The organism is Pararhodospirillum oryzae (assembly GCF_007992075.1).
GTDB lineage: Bacteria > Pseudomonadota > Alphaproteobacteria > Rhodospirillales > Rhodospirillaceae > Pararhodospirillum > Pararhodospirillum oryzae.
Genome location: NZ_BJZO01000013.1, coordinates 1 through 16,769, shown reverse-complemented (window position 1 = coordinate 16,769; position 16,769 = coordinate 1). Strand labels below are relative to the sequence as shown.

14 protein-coding genes are annotated in these 16,769 nt (G+C 66.0%); 4 read left to right on the top strand and 10 right to left on the bottom strand.

Translation table 11 applies throughout. The annotated features are described in order from the left end of the window. Positions 1-56: 56 nt before the first annotated feature. The 4 genes from uvrC to ROR02_RS03775 all read right to left on the bottom strand — a co-directional run bounded on the left by uvrC (position 57) and on the right by ROR02_RS03775 (position 5,466). On the bottom strand, positions 57-2,123 hold the full coding sequence (uvrC, locus tag ROR02_RS03790; protein WP_407672575.1) for an excinuclease ABC subunit UvrC: 2,067 nt from the start codon (positions 2,121-2,123) through the stop codon (positions 57-59). Between the two features lie 202 nt (positions 2,124-2,325). Continuing rightward, complete coding sequence (gene folB / locus ROR02_RS03785; RefSeq protein ID WP_147162682.1) at positions 2,326-2,745, bottom strand: dihydroneopterin aldolase; 420 nt, start codon at positions 2,743-2,745, stop codon at positions 2,326-2,328. 40 nt (positions 2,746-2,785) lie between these two features. Continuing rightward, the gene (locus ROR02_RS03780) at positions 2,786-3,646 is read right to left on the bottom strand and encodes an SDR family oxidoreductase (protein WP_147162681.1); all 861 of its coding nucleotides are present in this window, start codon (positions 3,644-3,646) and stop codon (positions 2,786-2,788) included. A 134-nt stretch (positions 3,647-3,780) separates the two neighbouring features. Next, the gene (locus ROR02_RS03775) at positions 3,781-5,466 is read right to left on the bottom strand and encodes a DEAD/DEAH box helicase (RefSeq protein ID WP_147162680.1); all 1,686 of its coding nucleotides are present in this window, start codon (positions 5,464-5,466) and stop codon (positions 3,781-3,783) included. Positions 5,467-5,898: 432 nt separating this feature from the next. Between ROR02_RS03775 and ROR02_RS03770 the strand changes: the two genes are divergently transcribed. After that, positions 5,899-7,086 carry an acyl-CoA dehydrogenase gene (locus tag ROR02_RS03770; protein WP_147162679.1) on the top strand — a complete coding sequence of 396 codons (1,188 nt, stop codon included), beginning with the start codon at positions 5,899-5,901 and terminating at the stop codon, positions 7,084-7,086. A 197-nt stretch (positions 7,087-7,283) separates the two neighbouring features. On the opposite strand, the gene ROR02_RS03765 is transcribed toward ROR02_RS03770, so the two are convergent. The 6 genes from ROR02_RS03765 to ROR02_RS03735 all read right to left on the bottom strand — a co-directional run bounded on the left by ROR02_RS03765 (position 7,284) and on the right by ROR02_RS03735 (position 13,656). Continuing rightward, on the bottom strand, positions 7,284-7,511 hold the full coding sequence (locus tag ROR02_RS03765) for a hypothetical protein (RefSeq protein ID WP_147162678.1): 228 nt from the start codon (positions 7,509-7,511) through the stop codon (positions 7,284-7,286). A gap of 125 nt (positions 7,512-7,636) precedes the next feature. Next, the gene (locus ROR02_RS03760; RefSeq protein ID WP_147162677.1) at positions 7,637-8,227 is read right to left on the bottom strand and encodes a hypothetical protein; all 591 of its coding nucleotides are present in this window, start codon (positions 8,225-8,227) and stop codon (positions 7,637-7,639) included. A 24-nt stretch (positions 8,228-8,251) separates the two neighbouring features. Then, a complete protein-coding gene (locus ROR02_RS16795) occupies positions 8,252-9,949 on the bottom strand; it encodes an anti-phage dCTP deaminase (protein WP_147162676.1) in 1,698 nt (565 codons plus the stop codon). 226 nt (positions 9,950-10,175) lie between these two features. Continuing rightward, entirely contained in the window at positions 10,176-11,711 is a 1,536-nt protein-coding gene (locus ROR02_RS03750) for a DHA2 family efflux MFS transporter permease subunit (RefSeq protein ID WP_147162675.1), read from the bottom strand. A gap of 15 nt (positions 11,712-11,726) precedes the next feature. Further along, positions 11,727-13,007 (bottom strand): HlyD family secretion protein, encoded by a 1,281-nt coding sequence (locus ROR02_RS03745; protein ID WP_170244945.1) that lies wholly within the window; start codon positions 13,005-13,007, stop codon positions 11,727-11,729. A 172-nt stretch (positions 13,008-13,179) separates the two neighbouring features. After that, positions 13,180-13,656 (bottom strand): MarR family winged helix-turn-helix transcriptional regulator, encoded by a 477-nt coding sequence (locus ROR02_RS03735; protein ID WP_147162674.1) that lies wholly within the window; start codon positions 13,654-13,656, stop codon positions 13,180-13,182. 251 nt (positions 13,657-13,907) lie between these two features. Here ROR02_RS03735 and ROR02_RS03730 point away from each other — a divergent pair, with 251 nt between their 5' ends. The 3 genes from ROR02_RS03730 to ROR02_RS17540 are packed head-to-tail and all read left to right on the top strand — an operon-like array spanning position 13,908 to position 16,718. Beyond that, entirely contained in the window at positions 13,908-14,876 is a 969-nt protein-coding gene (locus ROR02_RS03730) for a radical SAM protein (RefSeq protein WP_147162673.1), read from the top strand. Then, positions 14,876-16,162 carry an aldehyde dehydrogenase family protein gene (locus ROR02_RS03725; protein ID WP_147162672.1) on the top strand — a complete coding sequence of 429 codons (1,287 nt, stop codon included), beginning with the start codon at positions 14,876-14,878 and terminating at the stop codon, positions 16,160-16,162. Before ROR02_RS03730 ends, ROR02_RS03725 begins: the two co-directional genes overlap by 1 nt. A gap of 40 nt (positions 16,163-16,202) precedes the next feature. Further along, entirely contained in the window at positions 16,203-16,718 is a 516-nt protein-coding gene (locus ROR02_RS17540; protein WP_170244944.1) for a YgjV family protein, read from the top strand. The last annotated feature ends 51 nt before the right edge of the window (positions 16,719-16,769 follow it).

Below are 16,769 nucleotides of genomic sequence, written 5' to 3'. Positions count from 1 at the left end.
GGCCGAGGGGGAGAGGGTCCGGAAGGAACCCGGGCGGCGTGACGGTGCCAGGGACCCTATCCGGCGTCATGAAAATGCTCGTAGATCTTTTTTGCAAGGGCCGCGCTGATGCCGTCCACCACCTCCAGGTCGGCCAGCCCGGCCTGGGCGACGGCACGCGCCGATCCGAAATGGTGCAGCAGCGCCTTTTTGCGCCGCGCGCCGATCCCCGGCACCGCGTCCAGGGGCGAGGACCCGATGGCGCGCGAGCGCTTGGCGCGGTGGGTGCCGATGGCAAAGCGGTGGGCCTCGTCGCGCAGGCGCTGGAGATAATGAAGCACGGGATCGTTGAGCGGAAAACTGAGCGGCGGCCCCCCGGCCAGGGGGAAGAAGCGCTCGCGCCCCGCGTCGCGGTCGGGCCCCTTGGCCACCCCCACCACCGCGAGGTCGTCAATCCCCAGTTCGGCCAGCACCGCCCCGGCCGCGCTCACCTGCCCCTGACCGCCGTCGATCAGCACCAGATCGGGCCACAGTCCGCGCTCGCGGGTGGGGTCCTCGCCTTGCGCGCGGGCAAACCGCCGGCGCAGCACCTCGCGCATCATGGCGAAGTCATCACCCGGCACCGTTTCCGGATCACGGATGGTGAAGGTGCGATAGGCGTTTTTGACAAACCCCTCGGGGCCGGCCACCACCATCGCCCCCACCGCGTGCGCGCCCCGGATGTGGCTGTTGTCGTAGATCTCCACCCGCTCGGGGGGCGCCTTCAGGGAAAAGGCCCGGGCCACGCCTTCCAGCAAGCGGCGATGCGCGCTGCCCTCGGCCATCCGCCGGCCCAGGGCCTCGCGGGCGTTCAACGCCGCGTGCTCCACCAGCTTGCGCCGGTTGCCGCGCCGGGGCACCCCCAGCGTCACCCGATGACCGGCACGCAAGGCCAGCGCCTTTTCCACCAGTTCCTGATTGGGCAGGGGCTGATCCAGCAAGATCAGGCGCGGCGGCGGCAGGCGGGCGTACAGCTGGCCCACGAAGCCTTCCAGCACCTCGGCCGTGGTCAGGTCGGCGGGATGGGCGGGAAAAAAGGGCCGGTTGCCGTTGTTGCGCCCGCCCCGGAAGAAGAACACCTGCACGCAGGTCTGGCCGCCCTCGCTGTGCAAGGCGATGACATCGGCCTCGCCCAGGGTGGGCAGGTTGATGTCCTGGTGGGCCTGGACGTTGGTCAGGGCCTTGATGCGGTCGCGGTACACGGCGGCCGCCTCGAACGCCAGGGCCGCCGAGGCTTCCTCCATGCGCCGGGCCAGCTCGCGCTGCAAGGAGGTGCTGCGCCCCGACAGGAAGGCGCGGGCCTCCTCGACCAGGGCGGTGTAGGCCGCCGGCTCGATCCGCCCCACGCACGGCCCCGAGCAGCGCTTGATCTGGAACAGCAGGCAAGGCCGGGTGCGGTTCGCGAACACCGCGTCGGCGCAGGTGCGCAGCAAGAAGGCGCGCTGCAAGGCGGCCAGCGTCTCGCTGACCGCCCGGCCCGAGGCAAAGGGCCCGAAGTGGGTGCCGGGCTGCGGACGCCCGCCCCGGGTCTTGATCAGGCGCGGGAACGGGTGGCCGGGCGTGATCTCGATGTAGGGGAAGCTCTTGTCGTCGCGCAGAAGGATGTTGTAGCGGGGCTTCAGTTTCTTGATCAGGTTCGATTCAAGAAGCAGGGCCTCGGCCTCGGTGTGGGTGGTGATCACCTCCAGCGCGACGGTGGCCGCCACCATGCGTTGCAGCCGCACGGGCAGGCGATGGGTCTGGGTATAGGAAACCACCCGCCGGCGCAGCACCCGCGCCTTGCCCACGTACAGCACCGCGCCCTGGGCATCAAGCATGCGGTAGACCCCGGGGCTGAGCGGCAGCAGGCGGATCTGGGAACGCAGATACGCGGCACCGGTCAAGGGCAGGCTTTCGGCCGAATCGGCGCCTGGGGCCGGCGCGGAAAAAGAAGGAGCGGCAGGCTCGGACAAGGGGGAACTCCAGGAGACGGGCACGCTCGAATCGATCAGGGCCGGCGGCCCCCTGTCAAGGGAGGAAGAATCCCCGCTCCCTGTGGATAACTCTGTGGGCAACCCCGGGGGCAAAGGGAGGCAAGCCAGGGTTTCCGGGGCGTTGCCCGTCATTGCCTACAAAATAGGCAAAAGATTATCTCTTTGATCCACAATGAAAAAATCTTTGGCGTCCCGGTTCCTCGCGCTTCCGGCCGGGCCGCACGCGACGGTTTCGTGACTCTCGTTCCGTGTCGGGATTCATGTGCAAAACCAAACGGCGCGAAGGCCCGACCCAATGCCGGGCCGGGCCTTCGCGCCGCTGGGGAAAAAACACTCAGGCGCGGGGATTGAAGCGCTCGATTTCCACGCCAACGCTATGGGCATCCTCGAACACATCGAGCTTTTCCACCCGAACCCGGACCGACACCACGCGGGCATCTTGCAAGCACAAGCCGGCGATCCGCTCGGCCAGGGTCTCAACCAGGTTGACATGGCCATCGGCCACCACCGAACGCACCCGCACGATGATCGCCTCGTAGCAGACCACGTTGTCCAGGCGGTCCTCCAGGGGCGCGCCGTCTTCCCGCACGCCCAGGTCGAGATTGATCAGCACCCGCTGGGGCGTCAGATGCTCGTGCGCGTAAACGCCGATGCTGGCGGTCACGGTGAGGTCGCGCACGAAGACATGGCGCAAGCCACTGCGGGCATCGGCGATGTGCAACGGCTCGATGACGGGATTCTTGCGCTTGGTCAACGGGGAGATCCTTCGAAGCAAGACGGAGAAACGCCGGGCCTCATTCATCGAGACGGCGCACGGGGCCGGCCTGGGCCCAGCCCAGATGCTGCCCGCCATCCAGGGCGATCATCTGGCCGGTCAGGGAAGGCGCCTCCAGCACGAAACGCACGGCGCGCGCGATTTCCTCGGGCGACGTGCCATGACCCAGGGGCACCGAAGCGGCCTGGGCGGCAAACTGCTGGGGGGTCTGGCGCGGACTGGGCAAGGCCGGACCCGGCCCGATGCCCACCACGCGCACACGCGGAGCCAGCGCCAGGGCCAGGGTCTGGGTCAAGGTCCACAGGCCGGCCTTGGACAAGGTATAGCTGATGAAATAGGGCGTCAGATTCCAAACCCGCTGATCAAGCAGGTTGATGATCACACCGGTGGCGGAGGGAGGCAGGGCGCGGGCCATGGCCTGGCTGAGCACGAACGGCGCGCGCAGGTTGGTTTCCATGTGGGCATCCCAGGACTCCCGGGTGGCCGAGTCCCACATGTCCAGCTCGAAAACCGAGGCGTTGTTGACCAGCACGCCCAGCGGCCCCAGGGCCGCGAGCGCCGCCTGGGCCAGGGCGTCCACCTCCTCTTCCCGGCTCAGGTCGCCTTGCACCAGGACGGCACGCCGCCCGAGTGCTTGAATCAAGGCGGCCGTTTCCCTGGCTTCGTCGGGGGAATCGCGGTGGTGCACCGCCACGTCGTAGCCCAGCGCCGCCAGTTCCAGCGCGGCGGCCCGGCCCAGACGGCGGGCCGCCCCGGTCACCAGCGCGGCGCGGGGCCGGGTTTCCAACGCGGGCGGCGTGGGAATGAGCGGGTCGGCCTGGGGGTCGTCCGAAAACGCGTCCGCGGCAGGACCGGGGAAGGATTCAGGGGATGCCGGCATGCGTCACCGTCCGCCAATCTGTCGGAACCGAAAGAAGGGGCCACCGTCCTCCGGCAGTGCGTCACTCCCCGGGGCGCGCCCCGGGGGGAAAAGCGTCGGCCGGGACGATAAGACCGCCCCGGCCGGAAAATCCATCACGCCGCCGAGAACGACGCACCCGAGCGCCGGCGCGGCCGGTTGTGGGAGCGCTTGGGTCCGCCCGATCCGTCGCGGGGCGCGGCGGAACGCGGGCCGGCGCCAGACTGGGCCTCGGCCTGGGACGGGGCCGGACGACGCGAGCGGCGCACCGGCGCCTCGCCGCCTTCACGGGTAGCCCGGATTTCGGCGTTCCCCTGGTCGGAAGGACCCCGACCCGGCGCGCGCGGCGCCCGATCGCCGCCGGTTCCGCGCGCCTCGCGCGGGCCCCGGTTGTTGTCGCGTCCCCCCCGGTTATTCTCGCGGAAGCCCCGGTTGTCGCGGGTATCGCGCTCGTCGCGTCCCCCACGGGCCTCGCCGGCCCCGCGGGCCTCGCCGGTCCCACGGGACTCACCGTTTGCACGAGACTCGAACGAATCCCGGACCCCGCGCGGGGAAACCGTGGCGTTATGCCCCCGGGGCGGACGCCCCTGGGTGGCGGCCTCGCCGTCGCGGGCCGGGGCCGGGCGCGCCCCGGGTCCCTTGGCCGGGCGTCCCGATCCACGCGGCCGACGCCGGGGCTCGGGATCGGCCTCGCCGGTCAGCGAGCGGCCGATCAGACGCTCGATATCGCGCAGCAACGGCCGTTCGGTATCGTCGCACAGGGAAATCGCGCTGCCACTGGCGCCCGCCCGCGCCGTGCGCCCGATGCGGTGGACATAGGCCTCGGGCACGTTGGGCAGCTCGTAGTTATACACAAAGGTGATGCCGTCCACGTCGATGCCGCGCGCGGCAATGTCGGTGGCCACCAGGATGCGCACCCGATCCCCCCGGAACGAGGCCAGGGCACGCTCGCGCTGAACCTGGCTCTTGTTGCCGTGGATGGCCTCGGCCGGCAGGCCGGCCGCGCACAGGTGGTCGGCCACCCGGTCGGCGCCCCGCTTGGTGCGGGTGAAGATGATCGAGCGCCCCTCGCTGTTCTCGCGCAGCAGCTCGGTCAGCACCGAGCGCTTGGCGGCGCTTTCCACCATCATCACGGTTTGCTCGATGCGCTCGATCGGCCGCGCCGCCGGCGTGATGGCGATCTCGCGCGGATCGCGCAGGAAATCGTCGGCCAGGGTGCGGATCGGCGCCGGCATGGTCGCCGACAGCAGGACGGTCTGGCGGGTCGAGGGCAGGCGGCCCATCAGGCGGCGAATGGCGGGAATGAAGCCCAGGTCCAGCATGTGGTCGGCTTCGTCGAGCACCACCGTTTCAACCGCCTCCAGGCGCACGACCCCGGCGCCCACGTGATCGAGCAGGCGACCGGGCGTGGCCACGACCACATCGATCCCGGCATTCAAGGCCCGGATCTGCGGGCCCGGACGCACGCCGCCCACCACGACGGTCGAGGACACGCGCAGGAAACGGCCGTAGGACCGCACGCAATCATTGATCTGGCTTGCCAGTTCGCGGGTCGGCGCCAGGATCAGGGCGCGGCAGAACCCGCGCGGCGGCCGTTCCGTGTGGGTGGCCAGACGATGCAACAAGGGCAGGACGAACGCCGCCGTCTTGCCGGTGCCGGTCTGGGCGATGCCCAGAACGTCGGCGCCTTCCAGCAGGGGGGGAATGGCCTGGGCCTGAATGGGGGTGGGCTCGGAGTATCCCTCGGCCGCGACGGCACGAAGGAGGGGCTCGGCAAGGCCGAGAGCGGCAAAATCGGTCAACGTCGGTCTTTCGGTTGGGGCCCGGGACGGGCAGGCACTCCTTGCGAGGCGCGCAAGGGACGAAACAAGGGAGCCTGCATGGAAAAGCCGCCCGGCAAAGCGCCCAAAAGGGCGCGACGGGGACGGGTGCCTGTCCCGCTGGGAACACACGTCCCACTGGGAACACACCCACCCGCCGGCACCCCTCCCCTGCCCATTTTGCTTTCACGAAAGCACGCGGGCGGTCCACGCGGGGCGCCGGACCACGTGCACCATGCACCGCCCGGCGCCCGATGGAAAGGGTTTTTCTGTGCGATGCATCAAGATACTCGCCGTGAAAACCCCGCGACGGCGGTTGACCCGAAGGCGCGGGGGCGTAACCATCGCCCCTTTCCCGGGGGCCGCCGTGCCTGGCCGGGAACGTCGAGGATGATCCAGTCCGGAGAGCCAAGAATGTCAGCCGCCAAGCCCCCCTTTGCCTGGGAAGATCCGCTGCTGCTCGATGAAACGTTGAGCGAGGAAGAGCGGATGATCCAGGACACGGCCCGCGCCTACTGCCAGGAACGCTTGGCGCCCCGCGTGACCGAGGCCTTCCGCGCCGAGACCTTCGACCCCACCATCATGACCGAAATGGGCGATCTGGGCTTCCTGGGCCCCACCTTGCCCGAGGCCTTTGGCTGCGCCGGGGTCAACTACGTGGCCTATGGCCTGATCGCGCGGGAAATCGAGCGGGTCGATTCCGGCTACCGCTCGGCCATGAGCGTGCAATCCTCGCTGGTCATGTACCCGATCTACGCCTACGGCAGCGACGAACAGCGCCGCCACTACCTGCCCCCCCTCGCCCGGGGCGAATGGATCGGCTGCTTTGGCCTGACCGAGCCCGACTCGGGATCGGATCCGGGCTCGCTGCGCACCCGGGCCCACGCGGTCGAAGGCGGCTGGCGCCTGAACGGCACCAAGATGTGGATCACCAACGCCCCCGTGGCCGACGTGTTCGTGGTGTGGGCCAAGACCGACGACGGGGTGATTCGCGGTTTCATCCTGGAAAAAGGCATGCCCGGCCTTTCCGCCCCCAAGATCGAGGGCAAATTCAGCCTGCGCGCCTCGATCACCGGCGAAATCGTCATGAACGATGTCTTCGTGCCGCAAAGCGCCCTGCTGCCCGGGGTCAGCGGCCTGAAGGGCCCGTTCGGCTGCCTCAACCGGGCCCGCTTCGGCATCGCCTGGGGCGCGCTGGGCGCGGCCGAAGCCTGCTGGCACGCCGCGCGCGACTACACCTTGGAGCGCCGCCAGTTCGACCGCCCCCTGGCCGCCAATCAGCTGATTCAGGCCAAGCTCGCCACCATGCAAACCGAGATCACCTTGGGCCTGCACGCCTGCCTGCGGGTCGGGCGCCTGATGGACGAAAACCGCGCGGCCCCCGAGATGATTTCGCTGATCAAGCGCAACAGCTGCGGCAAGGCCCTGGACATCGCCCGCGCCGCCCGCGACATGCTGGGCGGCAACGGCATTTCCGACGCCTTCCCCGTCATCCGCCACATGCTGAACCTGGAGGCGGTGAACACCTACGAAGGCACCTACGACATCCACACCCTGATCCTGGGCCGCGCCATGACCGGGCTCAACGCCTTTTCAGGGTAACGCCGGGCCCGCCTCGAACGCCCGCGCCGGATCCCTTTATCCGGCCCGCCATGCCCCGGGAGACACCCTGTCTCCCGGGGTGTGTTATTTTGGGGAGTGTCAGCGCCTGCCGAGGTGACGCCCCCACCACCAGGTCGCCACGGCACCCAGGCCAAGCAAAACGAAGGGAACGGCGAGCATGTAGGCTTGAAGAGCCGTCATGGTTTAAGCCTCCCAAGGTTTATATGTGCCAATATATGGAGGCCGATCCCAGCCAGCAACCAGCCAGCCGCGACAACGAACCACCAATGCCCGGCCCCTGGCAAGGTGCCACCGTACAAGGTTGCCACGGCGGGAGCCACCACCCCCGTGACAATGATGGCGACGCCGATGTTATTGAGCGCGGTTGCCAGCAACTTGGTCCGCTCGTTTTGAATCAGGCTCATACGCTTCATTCACAAAGAGACGGGATCGCGATCTTCAAGACCATGAGGGGCAACCTGATCGCCCCCTCTGATCGCCCCCTGGGCCAGGACGACGCGCCCCCGGCCGGGGTCCCCTGCCTCGCGGCTCAGGCCCCGGCCTCTCCCACCGCTTCCTGGGGTTTTTCCTCTCCGACCGGCCCGGGGAAGCGCCCGTCCAGGAGGGGGACCGAGGTCTGGCCGAACGCGTTCAGGTCCAGGTGGCGGCAAGCCCCCTGGAAATGGGCGAGGCGCGGGCCGTGGTCGGGATGAAGGACGAGAATGGCCCCGTGCCCGGAAGCCTCGCGCAGGGCCTCAAGGCGCGGGGCATCGGCTTGCAGCAGGTCGGCCAGGACCCCGGGGACCTCGAACGGCGCCAGCCCCGTTGCCTCGGCCCTGCGCAGCAGGCCGTCCAGCCGGAGATAGGCGATCTCCCAGCGGGCCAGGCTCGCGCAGCGGGCGCGGTGGCGGGCACGCGCGGGCCCCAGAACCGGCGTGTCGCGCAGGTCCACCAGGGTCTGCACGCCCTGCAAGCGCACCAGACGGTCGAAGCGGTTGGTGTCGAGGGCCCGGGCGGGGCAATACCAGACCCGGCCGACGAAATCGCGGGGTTCCAGGGGCAACGAGAGCTGAACGGGGGGCCATTCATCGGCCCGACCGGAAAGGCTCCGGCCCGGCCAGGAAAAAAGCAAGGCCGTCATGACACGATGTCCCGGGCAAGAACGTCAGGCGGAAGGCTTGCGGCCCGGGATCCGTTGCACGGCGCCCCCGGAGGCCGGGCGGGCCAGACGGGCCGCGCGCTGCTCCACGGCGTCGAGACTATCGAGCTGAATGGTCCGGCGCAAGCCCGCGCCCCGGGGCGGCTGGAAGCGGCCGGTTTCGGTTTTCCACTCGCCTTCCTTCAAGAACAGTTCCCCATACAAACGCGGTCCCACCCCGGTAAAAGGAAGGATCGAGACCTTGCCGGGAACCTCCTCTGCGTCATGAACCAGGGCATCGTGATGAAGTTCAAGGGCCAGACTCTTGATGAACGGCTCCATGTAATACACCGTGCCGATCCCGGCCGCGACGATATGGCGGGCGCAATGATGGCAGGGGTAGGTGGTGCAATACAACGTGGCCCCCACCGTGGACAGTCCCGAGCGCAGCGCGCTCATCAACGCGTCCATCTCGGCATGGATGGAGCGCGAGTATTCGATCAGATCCTGGATCCCCGGCATGTCGCGCAACAAGGCTGGATCGTGCAGGATTTCGCGCACCAGGGCCTCGATCCGGGCTTTTTCCTTGCTGACAAATAATCCCCCCCCGCCGGAACCGATCTCCCGCGCCACGCGCTCGCCCAGCACCGGGGCCAGGCGGTCGGCCAGCCAGTCGCCGATGGTCCGGCGCAGCTCGTGCTTGCGCCGGGAATTGTGGCAGTGGGGCGTGCCCACCGGCGACTCGTCGTACAGGGTTGTCCAACGGGGATCGTCGGGGCAGGCGCACCACTCGGCCCAGCGGAAACAGCGATGGTCGGGGGAATCGCCGTCGTGGTACAGGCCGCCGCCGCTTTTGGGGACATCGTTGGTGCCCAGGGCCAGCAAGCGGCCCTCGGGGCTCAGGATCGCCGCCCCCACCTGCCGCGACAAACACGCCGAGCGCAGCGCCGAGGCCTGGGCATGGTACATGCCGGTTTCCTCGACCGTCGGGCGAGCCATGGCGCCCCCCACGCACAGGTGCATGAAGCGCTTCAGGTCGGGCAGGTATTTCACCCCTTCCTGGGGGTGGTTGTTGTCGATGAAATAATCCGCCTGATAGAAAACCTTGTTGACCTCCTGGCCCCAGTCGCGGGTGCGGTCCTGCTCGTCGCGGTCCAGGAAGCGTTCGACATCCTCCCTCTTGGCCGAGCGAAATTTTTCGCGCAGCAGCCGTTCCTTGCGGTGAACGCGGCTGCAATGAATGGCGATCAGGCGGAAATTGCTGCCATACACCAGGCGCAGCAGTTCCACTTCGTCGCGGTGCTTGAGGGAATCAATGATGAAGGCGCGCCGCCCGTCCGGGGTCGGGGGGCCGCCGCGCAACAGCCGGATCCGTTCGATCGCCAGCGCCGCCAGCACGGCCGGGTTCCCCTGGCGCAGGGCGTCGCCCTGATCTTGCAAGGCGAACACCCGCTTGAGCCGGTGCCGGCCCCGGGCCCGCCCTTCCGTCTTGAGCGGCGGCACCGTGCCCTCGGGGGCGCGTTCGGCGATCAGGGCGCTGACCTTGATCACGTCCGAGGCCGGATAGCCGTGGTCCGCCAGCAGCGTGCGCACGTCGTCGCAAAACGTCGATCCGGTCGCCCCGGCGTAGTACACCAGCCCGATCACGATTTCCTGATAGCCCGGGGAAAGGGGCGCGGGCGCGCCAAAGGTGCGGGGCATGGCCAGGGCTTTGCTTGCGGCCATCGTGGATCCTCCTGCCGGCCACGGCGCGCCGCCGGGGATCAGAACGAGGCGACGCGCCCCGCTGTTTCTTTTTTTGCATTTTTAAATCGCAAAAGTGCACGCCCTTTTGCGCAAAATGCCGCAGCGGTGGAACCTCCACAAGAATCGATTTTCTTGCGCGATGCAAGCATTCCCGGTTGAACGCTTCTTGGACATGCGCCACTCCGGCCCCACGGAAGGGGCCCGGTTATTTGCCCGGGCGGGAAGGACGGGCCAGCCAGACCAGGGCGATCAGGGCCGCGAACAGCGCCGCCGCCAGGGTGAACATGTCGAGGATCGAGAGCATGTAGGCCTGGGTGGTCACGGTCTGGTTGATCTGGGCGTAGGCCTGGGTCGGGGAAAGGCCCAGCGCCTGGGCGCCGTGCACCGCCTGCGTGGTCGCCGCCGAGGCCGGGGTCAGAGCCTCGGTCAGCACCGCGTGGTGACGGATGGCGCCGTTTTCCCACATCGTGGTCCAGATCGAGGCCGCGAACGCCCCGGCCATCAGGCGCATGAAGTTGAACAGGCCCGACGCGGCCGGAATGCGCTGCGGCTCCAGCCCCGACAGGATGATCGCGGTCAGGGGCAGGAAAAACGCCGCCATGGCCACGCCTTGCAAGAGATGGGTGGCGGCAATGGTGCCGGCGTCCACGTCGGGCGAGAAGGTGGCCCGCCACAGCATGCACACCACGAACACGCAAAACGACAAGGTGGCGAACCAGCGCGGATCCACCCGGCCCAGCAACCGCCCGATCAGGGGCGAGAGCACGAGGGCCAGCAGGCCGATCGGCGCGGTCACCAGCCCGGCCCAGGTGGCGGTGTAGCCCTGGAAGCGTTGCAGCCACATGGGGATCAGAACCAGGATCCCGAAAAAGGTGGCATAGCCCAGGCTGAGCGCCAGACTGCCGGCGGTGAAGTTCCGCAGCCTGAACAGCGACAGATCGACCACCGGGTGCGCCTCGGTCAGTTCCCAGATCAGGAAAAAGACGAAGCCGATCCCGGCGACCAGGGCCAGGACGATGATTTCCCCGGAATTGAACCAGTCCAGTTCCTTGCCGCGATCGAGCATGATCTGGGTGGCCCCCACCCACACCACCAGCAAGACCAGCCCCACGTAATCGATGGAGGCGAGGCGGGTGGGCGTTTCGCGCCCGCGCAAGACCACGGCGGTCAGCCACACCGAGGCCAGCCCCACGGGGATGTTGATGTAGAAAATCCACGGCCACGACCAGTTATCGGTCAGCCAGCCGCCCAGGATCGGGCCCATGACCGGGGCAATCGTGGTGGTCATCGCCCAGAAGGCCAGGGCCATGCCGGCCTTCTCGCGGGGGTAAGCCTGCAACAGCAAGGTCTGGCACAGCGGGATCATCGGCCCCGACACCAGGCCCTGCATGATGCGAAACACCAGCAGCATTTCCAGGCTGCGCGACAGCCCGCACAGCAGCGAGGCCACGGTAAACAACGAGGTGGAAATCAAGAACAGGCGCAAGGCCCCCAGGCGCTGGGTCAGCCAGCCGGTCAGCGGCACGGAAACCGCGTTCGACACCGCGAACGAGGTGATGACCCAGGTCCCCTGGCTGGGGCTCACCCCCAGATCGCCGGCGATGGGGGTCAACGACACGTTGGCGATGGTGGTATCGAGCACGTTCATGAACGTGGCGAGCGACAGGGCGACCGTCGCCAGCACCAGGGGAGTGCCAGACAAGGGCGGGTGCAAGGGCGGACCACCGGGGGGAGGAGCCATGCGATCAGCCCTCCCCTAGCGCAGGCCCGAAGGCGCGGACTCGCCCAGGTTCCGGGCGATCACCTGGTCGATCAGGTCCTGGGCATCGTGGTCCAGGGCCTCGTAGACCGAGGTTTCGGCCACCGGCGTGTCGGGGCGCACGGGGGCCAGGGTATCGCCGGTCTGGTCGCGCAGATCCACCGCCACCCGCATGGAAAGCCCGATGCGCAAGGGGTGCGCCGCCAGTTCGTCGGGGTCCAGGGCCACGCGCACCGGCACGCGCTGCACCACCTTGATCCAGTTGCCGGTCGCGTTCTGGGCCGGCAGCAGGGAAAACGCCGATCCGGTGCCCGCCGACAGCCCCACCACGGTGCCGTGATAGACCACCGATCCCCCGTACAGGTCGGCGCTCAGGGTCACGGGCTGGCCCAGACGGACCCGGGGCAATTGGGCTTCCTTGAAGTTCGCGTCCACCCACAGGTCATGCAGGGGAACCAGGGTCATCAGCGCCGTGCCCGGCTGGACCCGCTGGCCCACCTGGGCCGCGCGCAAGGCGACCTGTCCCCCGGCCGGGGCCGGCACCCGGGTGCGGCGCCAGTCGAGATAGGCGGCCCGCAGGCGTTCGGCGGCCAGGCGCACGCGTGGATGGTCGGCCACGGTGGTGGCGTCGATCAGCACCCGGGCCGCCGCCACCTCCTCCTTTGCCATGGCGAGGCTGGCCCGGGCCTGCGCCACGTCGTTTTCGGCATGACGCCGGGTTTCCTTCGATCCCGCCCCGGTTCGCGCCAGGTAGTCGCGGCTGTCGAGGTCATCAAGCGCCCGTTTCAGCACCGCCTCGCGTTCGGCCACCGTGGCTTCCAGCACCCGGGGCCGGGCAAACAGGGCCCGCACCTCGCGCACCGTTTGCGCCAGGGTGGCCTGGGCCTGGTCCAGGGCCACCCGCGCGTCGGTGTCGTCGAGCATCACCAGGGTATCGCCGGCCGCCACCCGGTCCGTGTCGTCGGCATGCACCGCGATGATCGTGCCCGAAACCTGGGGCGTGACCTGGATCCGGGTGCCGGCCACGTAGGCGTCCTCGGTCGAAACCACGAACCGCCCGATCCAATGCCAATAGGCCCCGTAGCCCGCGCCCGCCGCCGCGATCAGCACGGTTGCCACCACCAGCCCCACCACCCGCCGCCGCTTGCGCTGCTCGGGCGTGGGGCCGGGGCCGGGCGCGCCGCCAGGACCAGGACCAGGGCCGGGACCAGGGCCAGGACCAGGACCAGGGCCGGGACCGGAACCAGGGGCGGACGGAGGGGAAGGAGGGGAAGCCATGACGAACAAATCCCATTTCGCAGGCCCCCGCCCGGGCCGGACAAACCCGAAGCGGCGGGAGAATGGATCCCATAAACCTGCCCTTGCTGTGACAGCCTTGGCAGCCTTCCGGCCAAGCCAAAACCTCGCGACGCGAAACGCCTCCGTGGACCGGGCGCCCCCGGGGCGGTCTTCAGTCGGGCAGTGGCGGCACCGAGGCCAGGCGCTTCAGGAATTCGGTGAGAAGCGCCACCTCGGCGGGGGTGAAGTCGCGCAGGAAATGATCCAGCACCACCTCGCCCACCTGTTGCAAGGCGGGGCGCAGGGCCTCGCCCTCCCCGCTCAGGCGCAAGCGCACGACCCGGCGATCCTCCGCCGAGCGCTCGCGCTCGATCAGGCCCAGGCTTTCCAGGCGATCGAGCATGCGGGTCATTGAGCCGCTGTCGTAGTTCAGGCTGCGGCACAGGTCGGCGGCGGTGCTGTCGAGGTCCAACGCGATGCGGATCAGCACCCGCCACTGGGCGGCACTGATTCCCAGGCCACGCGCCTGCCGGTCCAGCGTTTCCATCATGCGCGCGCTCGCCTCGCCCAGGTAGCGCCCCACGCACCGGCTGGAAAACGCGGCCCTCGCGCCATCGACGGGCGAGGGATCGGCAAGGGAAGAGGACATGGAGAAACCGCCTTTGTTTTTGCTGCGTCTACATTAGCAGCCCAGGCAGGGATCGACAAGGATGGGATGACGCGAGCCGGAGACGGATTCCGGATGGCACGATTTTTATCTTTTTAAGTTTGTTATCTGACTCAATGACTTTTTAATTGAAACACGACACCTTAAACGCTAGAATTATCGCCACAATCCTTTTTTACGAGAAAAGAACCCCAGAGGATTTTCGCGCGCGAACAAAGCAGGAGACCCGGACGATGAGAGATGAAATACGGACCCTATACAGAACGTTCGGACCACCAAAATCCATGGGCGTGACTCCAATTGACGATGCCCACCCTCTTTTCTTTCTTGTGAGACAATTTCTCAACGAAGTAGATTTGGCCATTCTTTTTAACACAAAGCGGTGCCGTTACCAATGCCGGTTTTGCGCTTTGCCCGCGCAATCGAGCCTGACATGGATCGATGAAGACAAAGTTCTTTCTCAATTTTTATATGTCATAAACGAGGCACGGCACGCCCTTGGCGTCTTAAACCGCATTACGATTGCGAATGAAGGATCTGTTCTTGATTTTGATACATTTCCACGCGAAGCCCTTGAGAAAATCATTACATATTCAGAAGAAATTCTTGGGCTCAAAAAAATCGTCCTGGAAACGCGCATGGAGTTCGTCAACGACGAAATCCTGAATAACATAAAAAGTAAAACGCGCCGAAAAATCGCTATTCTCGCCGGATTCGAGACCCTGGATCCCGAAATACGATCCAACATTCTCGGTCGGCGCCAGGATGTTTCTATTTTTGAATCAGGAATTGAGGTCCTGGGGCGCAGCAAGACGGATCTGATTGCCTATGTTCTTTACAAACCGTCTCCGCTGATGACGGATTCGGCCGCGAGAATCGAGGCATCCACCACCATAGACTTTCTCGCCGCCGCCTGTAAGCGCAACGGGGTCAATCTGACCATCCGGCTCAACCCGATGTACGCGGCGACGGGCACCCCCTGGCACGACGAGGCCATGGCGGCGGGCGACGCCTACTCCCCTCCCCTTTTGTCGGATGTCGTCGAGGTGGCCAAGGAAAAGCGTGCCCGTGGCATTCCCGTTTATCTTGGGCTCACCTCGGAAGGTCGCGCGACCAACAACACAACATACAAGGCCCACCCCGGCCATACAAAAGAATCACTCAAGCAAGCGATTTCCATGAACATGTCCCTGGCGGGGTGATGATGTCTTCCTTCAACGAATACCCCCCTCTTCCTTCGGCGTCTGCCTTGCGATCCATCGCGTCGGATCTTGCCCGTCATTTGCAGGAGCATGGCGCCCGGATGATCGCGGCGATTGTTGAGGATCTGGATCTGTTGCCTGCGGACGCCGCGCATGAAGTAAGCGCGACGATCCATCATCTCGACGCGCACCTGGCGAACGAAGTCATCGGGCACACGCGCGCACGCGCCCCGATTGCTCCGGCGGGCAAGGAAGCCTGGATGATGCTCCCCGCGAACACCACCGTGTACGCAATCGTCGAGATCGCCCGCGCCGCCCTCAGTGGCAACCCGGTGCGCGCCCGGATGACCCGCCGGGCGCGCCTGGTCAGCGCGTTGATACAACGCATCTTCAACGAGGTTCTTCCCGAACGGGTTCACATGGAACGCTCTCTGAGCGGCCCGGATTTCGTCACCCGTGCCCTGGACTCCGACGACGTTCCCTTCTTCATGGCCTGGGGGGGCGAGGCCCTGGGCGACGAGCTGCTGGCCCGCCTGCCTCGGGGCAAGCAAAAACGCATCGTGTTCGAGGGCCCGGGAAAAGACCCGGCGATTATCCTGCCCGGCGCGCACCCTCGCGAAGTGGCGGCGGCGCTGATAAGCGCCAAATTTGCCTACTCCGGCCAGACTTGCACCGCCCCCGAAAACCTGCTCATCCACCGCAGCGTGCACGACGAGATTGTCGAACTGCTCGTGTCGGCGGCCGGGCAACGGCGGGTCGGCGACCCACGAGAGCAAGATGTTGACGTCGGCCCCATGATGAGCCCCAAAATCCCGCCGCTGGTGAAAACTCAGCTCTCCGACGCCGTGGCGAAGGGCGCCGAGATCCTCTTGGGCGGCCGGGTGGAAGGAGCCTATGTTTATCCAACGGTGGTCACGGGCGTGACGCCCGCAATGCGGATCTTCCGCGACGAAACATTTGCTCCGGTCTTCGCCATCTGTGTCTTTGATTCGGAAGAGGAAGCGATCGCGCTTGCGCGCGACAGCCGGTTCGGCCTTCGTGTCTCGGCGGGAGGCGTGGGGGCCCGGCGTGTGATCGACCAGCTCCTGGGAACCGATTATGCCGAGCCGGTCGCGGAAATCACATATGGCAAATTCGGCATTGGGTCCGTCGACTCATTCGCGGACTCGGTCGGATCTCCTGCGTTCGGCGGGTACGGCAAGTCTGGCTGGATCTGGGACCGCGACCAGCTCTACCAGGGCCCCAAGGCAACCGCGCGCGAAGCGACGATCCCGCTCCGTCTTTAATAACGAGAAACAATCGAAAGAAAACAACCCAGAGGTCATTATGTCATCTTTTTTATTATCACAAATATTTGTTTCAATAGCAATTTTATTTGATTTCATGAGCTTTCAGTACAAAGAGAGGAAAAAGACATATTTTTGCCTTATAATATCAGCCTCATTGATATGTATTCATTATTTTCTTCTAGGAAACATTGCGGCCGGAACCATAGTTGCCTTAACAGTTTGTCGCTTTGTCGTATGCTATTACACAACAAATAAGCAATTTTTGATTTTATTTTTATTTTTAAATTTTGTATCGATATTTTTTACCTACCAGTCATCGATAGATTTAATTATTTTTGCGGGCACGATGATTTTCATGATCGGAAATTTTCAAAAAAACAACAAAACCATGAGAATACTCATGATGATCGGAACATCTTCATATATATACTATAATATCCTGATCGAATCGCCAATGGCCGTTGTTCTTGAGGGACTCTTTCTGACCAGCAACATAATCGGTTATTACCGACATTACATCAGGGGCCACTTGGGGGATCATGGCAGAGCATGACAGAGCATGACCCAACGGGGGGGGGGGGCTGCCGCCTCCTTGCCCCCGCCC

Coding starts and splice junctions, on each gene's coding strand:
- ROR02_RS03725 (WP_147162672.1), top strand. CDS start 14,876: ATGATGTCTTCCTTCAACGAATACCCCCCTCTTCCTTCGGCGTCTGCC.
- ROR02_RS03760 (WP_147162677.1), bottom strand. CDS start 8,227: ATGACGGCCTTGCTTTTTTCCTGGCCGGGCCGGAGCCTTTCCGGTCGG.
- ROR02_RS03730 (WP_147162673.1), top strand. CDS start 13,908: ATGAGAGATGAAATACGGACCCTATACAGAACGTTCGGACCACCAAAA.
- ROR02_RS03750 (WP_147162675.1), bottom strand. CDS start 11,711: ATGGCTCCTCCCCCCGGTGGTCCGCCCTTGCACCCGCCCTTGTCTGGC.
- ROR02_RS03780 (WP_147162681.1), bottom strand. CDS start 3,646: ATGCCGGCATCCCCTGAATCCTTCCCCGGTCCTGCCGCGGACGCGTTT.
- ROR02_RS16795 (WP_147162676.1), bottom strand. CDS start 9,949: ATGGCCGCAAGCAAAGCCCTGGCCATGCCCCGCACCTTTGGCGCGCCC.
- ROR02_RS17540 (WP_170244944.1), top strand. CDS start 16,203: ATGTCATCTTTTTTATTATCACAAATATTTGTTTCAATAGCAATTTTA.
- ROR02_RS03735 (WP_147162674.1), bottom strand. CDS start 13,656: ATGTCCTCTTCCCTTGCCGATCCCTCGCCCGTCGATGGCGCGAGGGCC.
- ROR02_RS03765 (WP_147162678.1), bottom strand. CDS start 7,511: ATGAGCCTGATTCAAAACGAGCGGACCAAGTTGCTGGCAACCGCGCTC.
- ROR02_RS03745 (WP_170244945.1), bottom strand. CDS start 13,007: ATGGCTTCCCCTCCTTCCCCTCCGTCCGCCCCTGGTTCCGGTCCCGGC.
- ROR02_RS03770 (WP_147162679.1), top strand. CDS start 5,899: ATGTCAGCCGCCAAGCCCCCCTTTGCCTGGGAAGATCCGCTGCTGCTC.
- uvrC (WP_407672575.1), bottom strand. CDS start 2,123: ATGACGGGCAACGCCCCGGAAACCCTGGCTTGCCTCCCTTTGCCCCCG.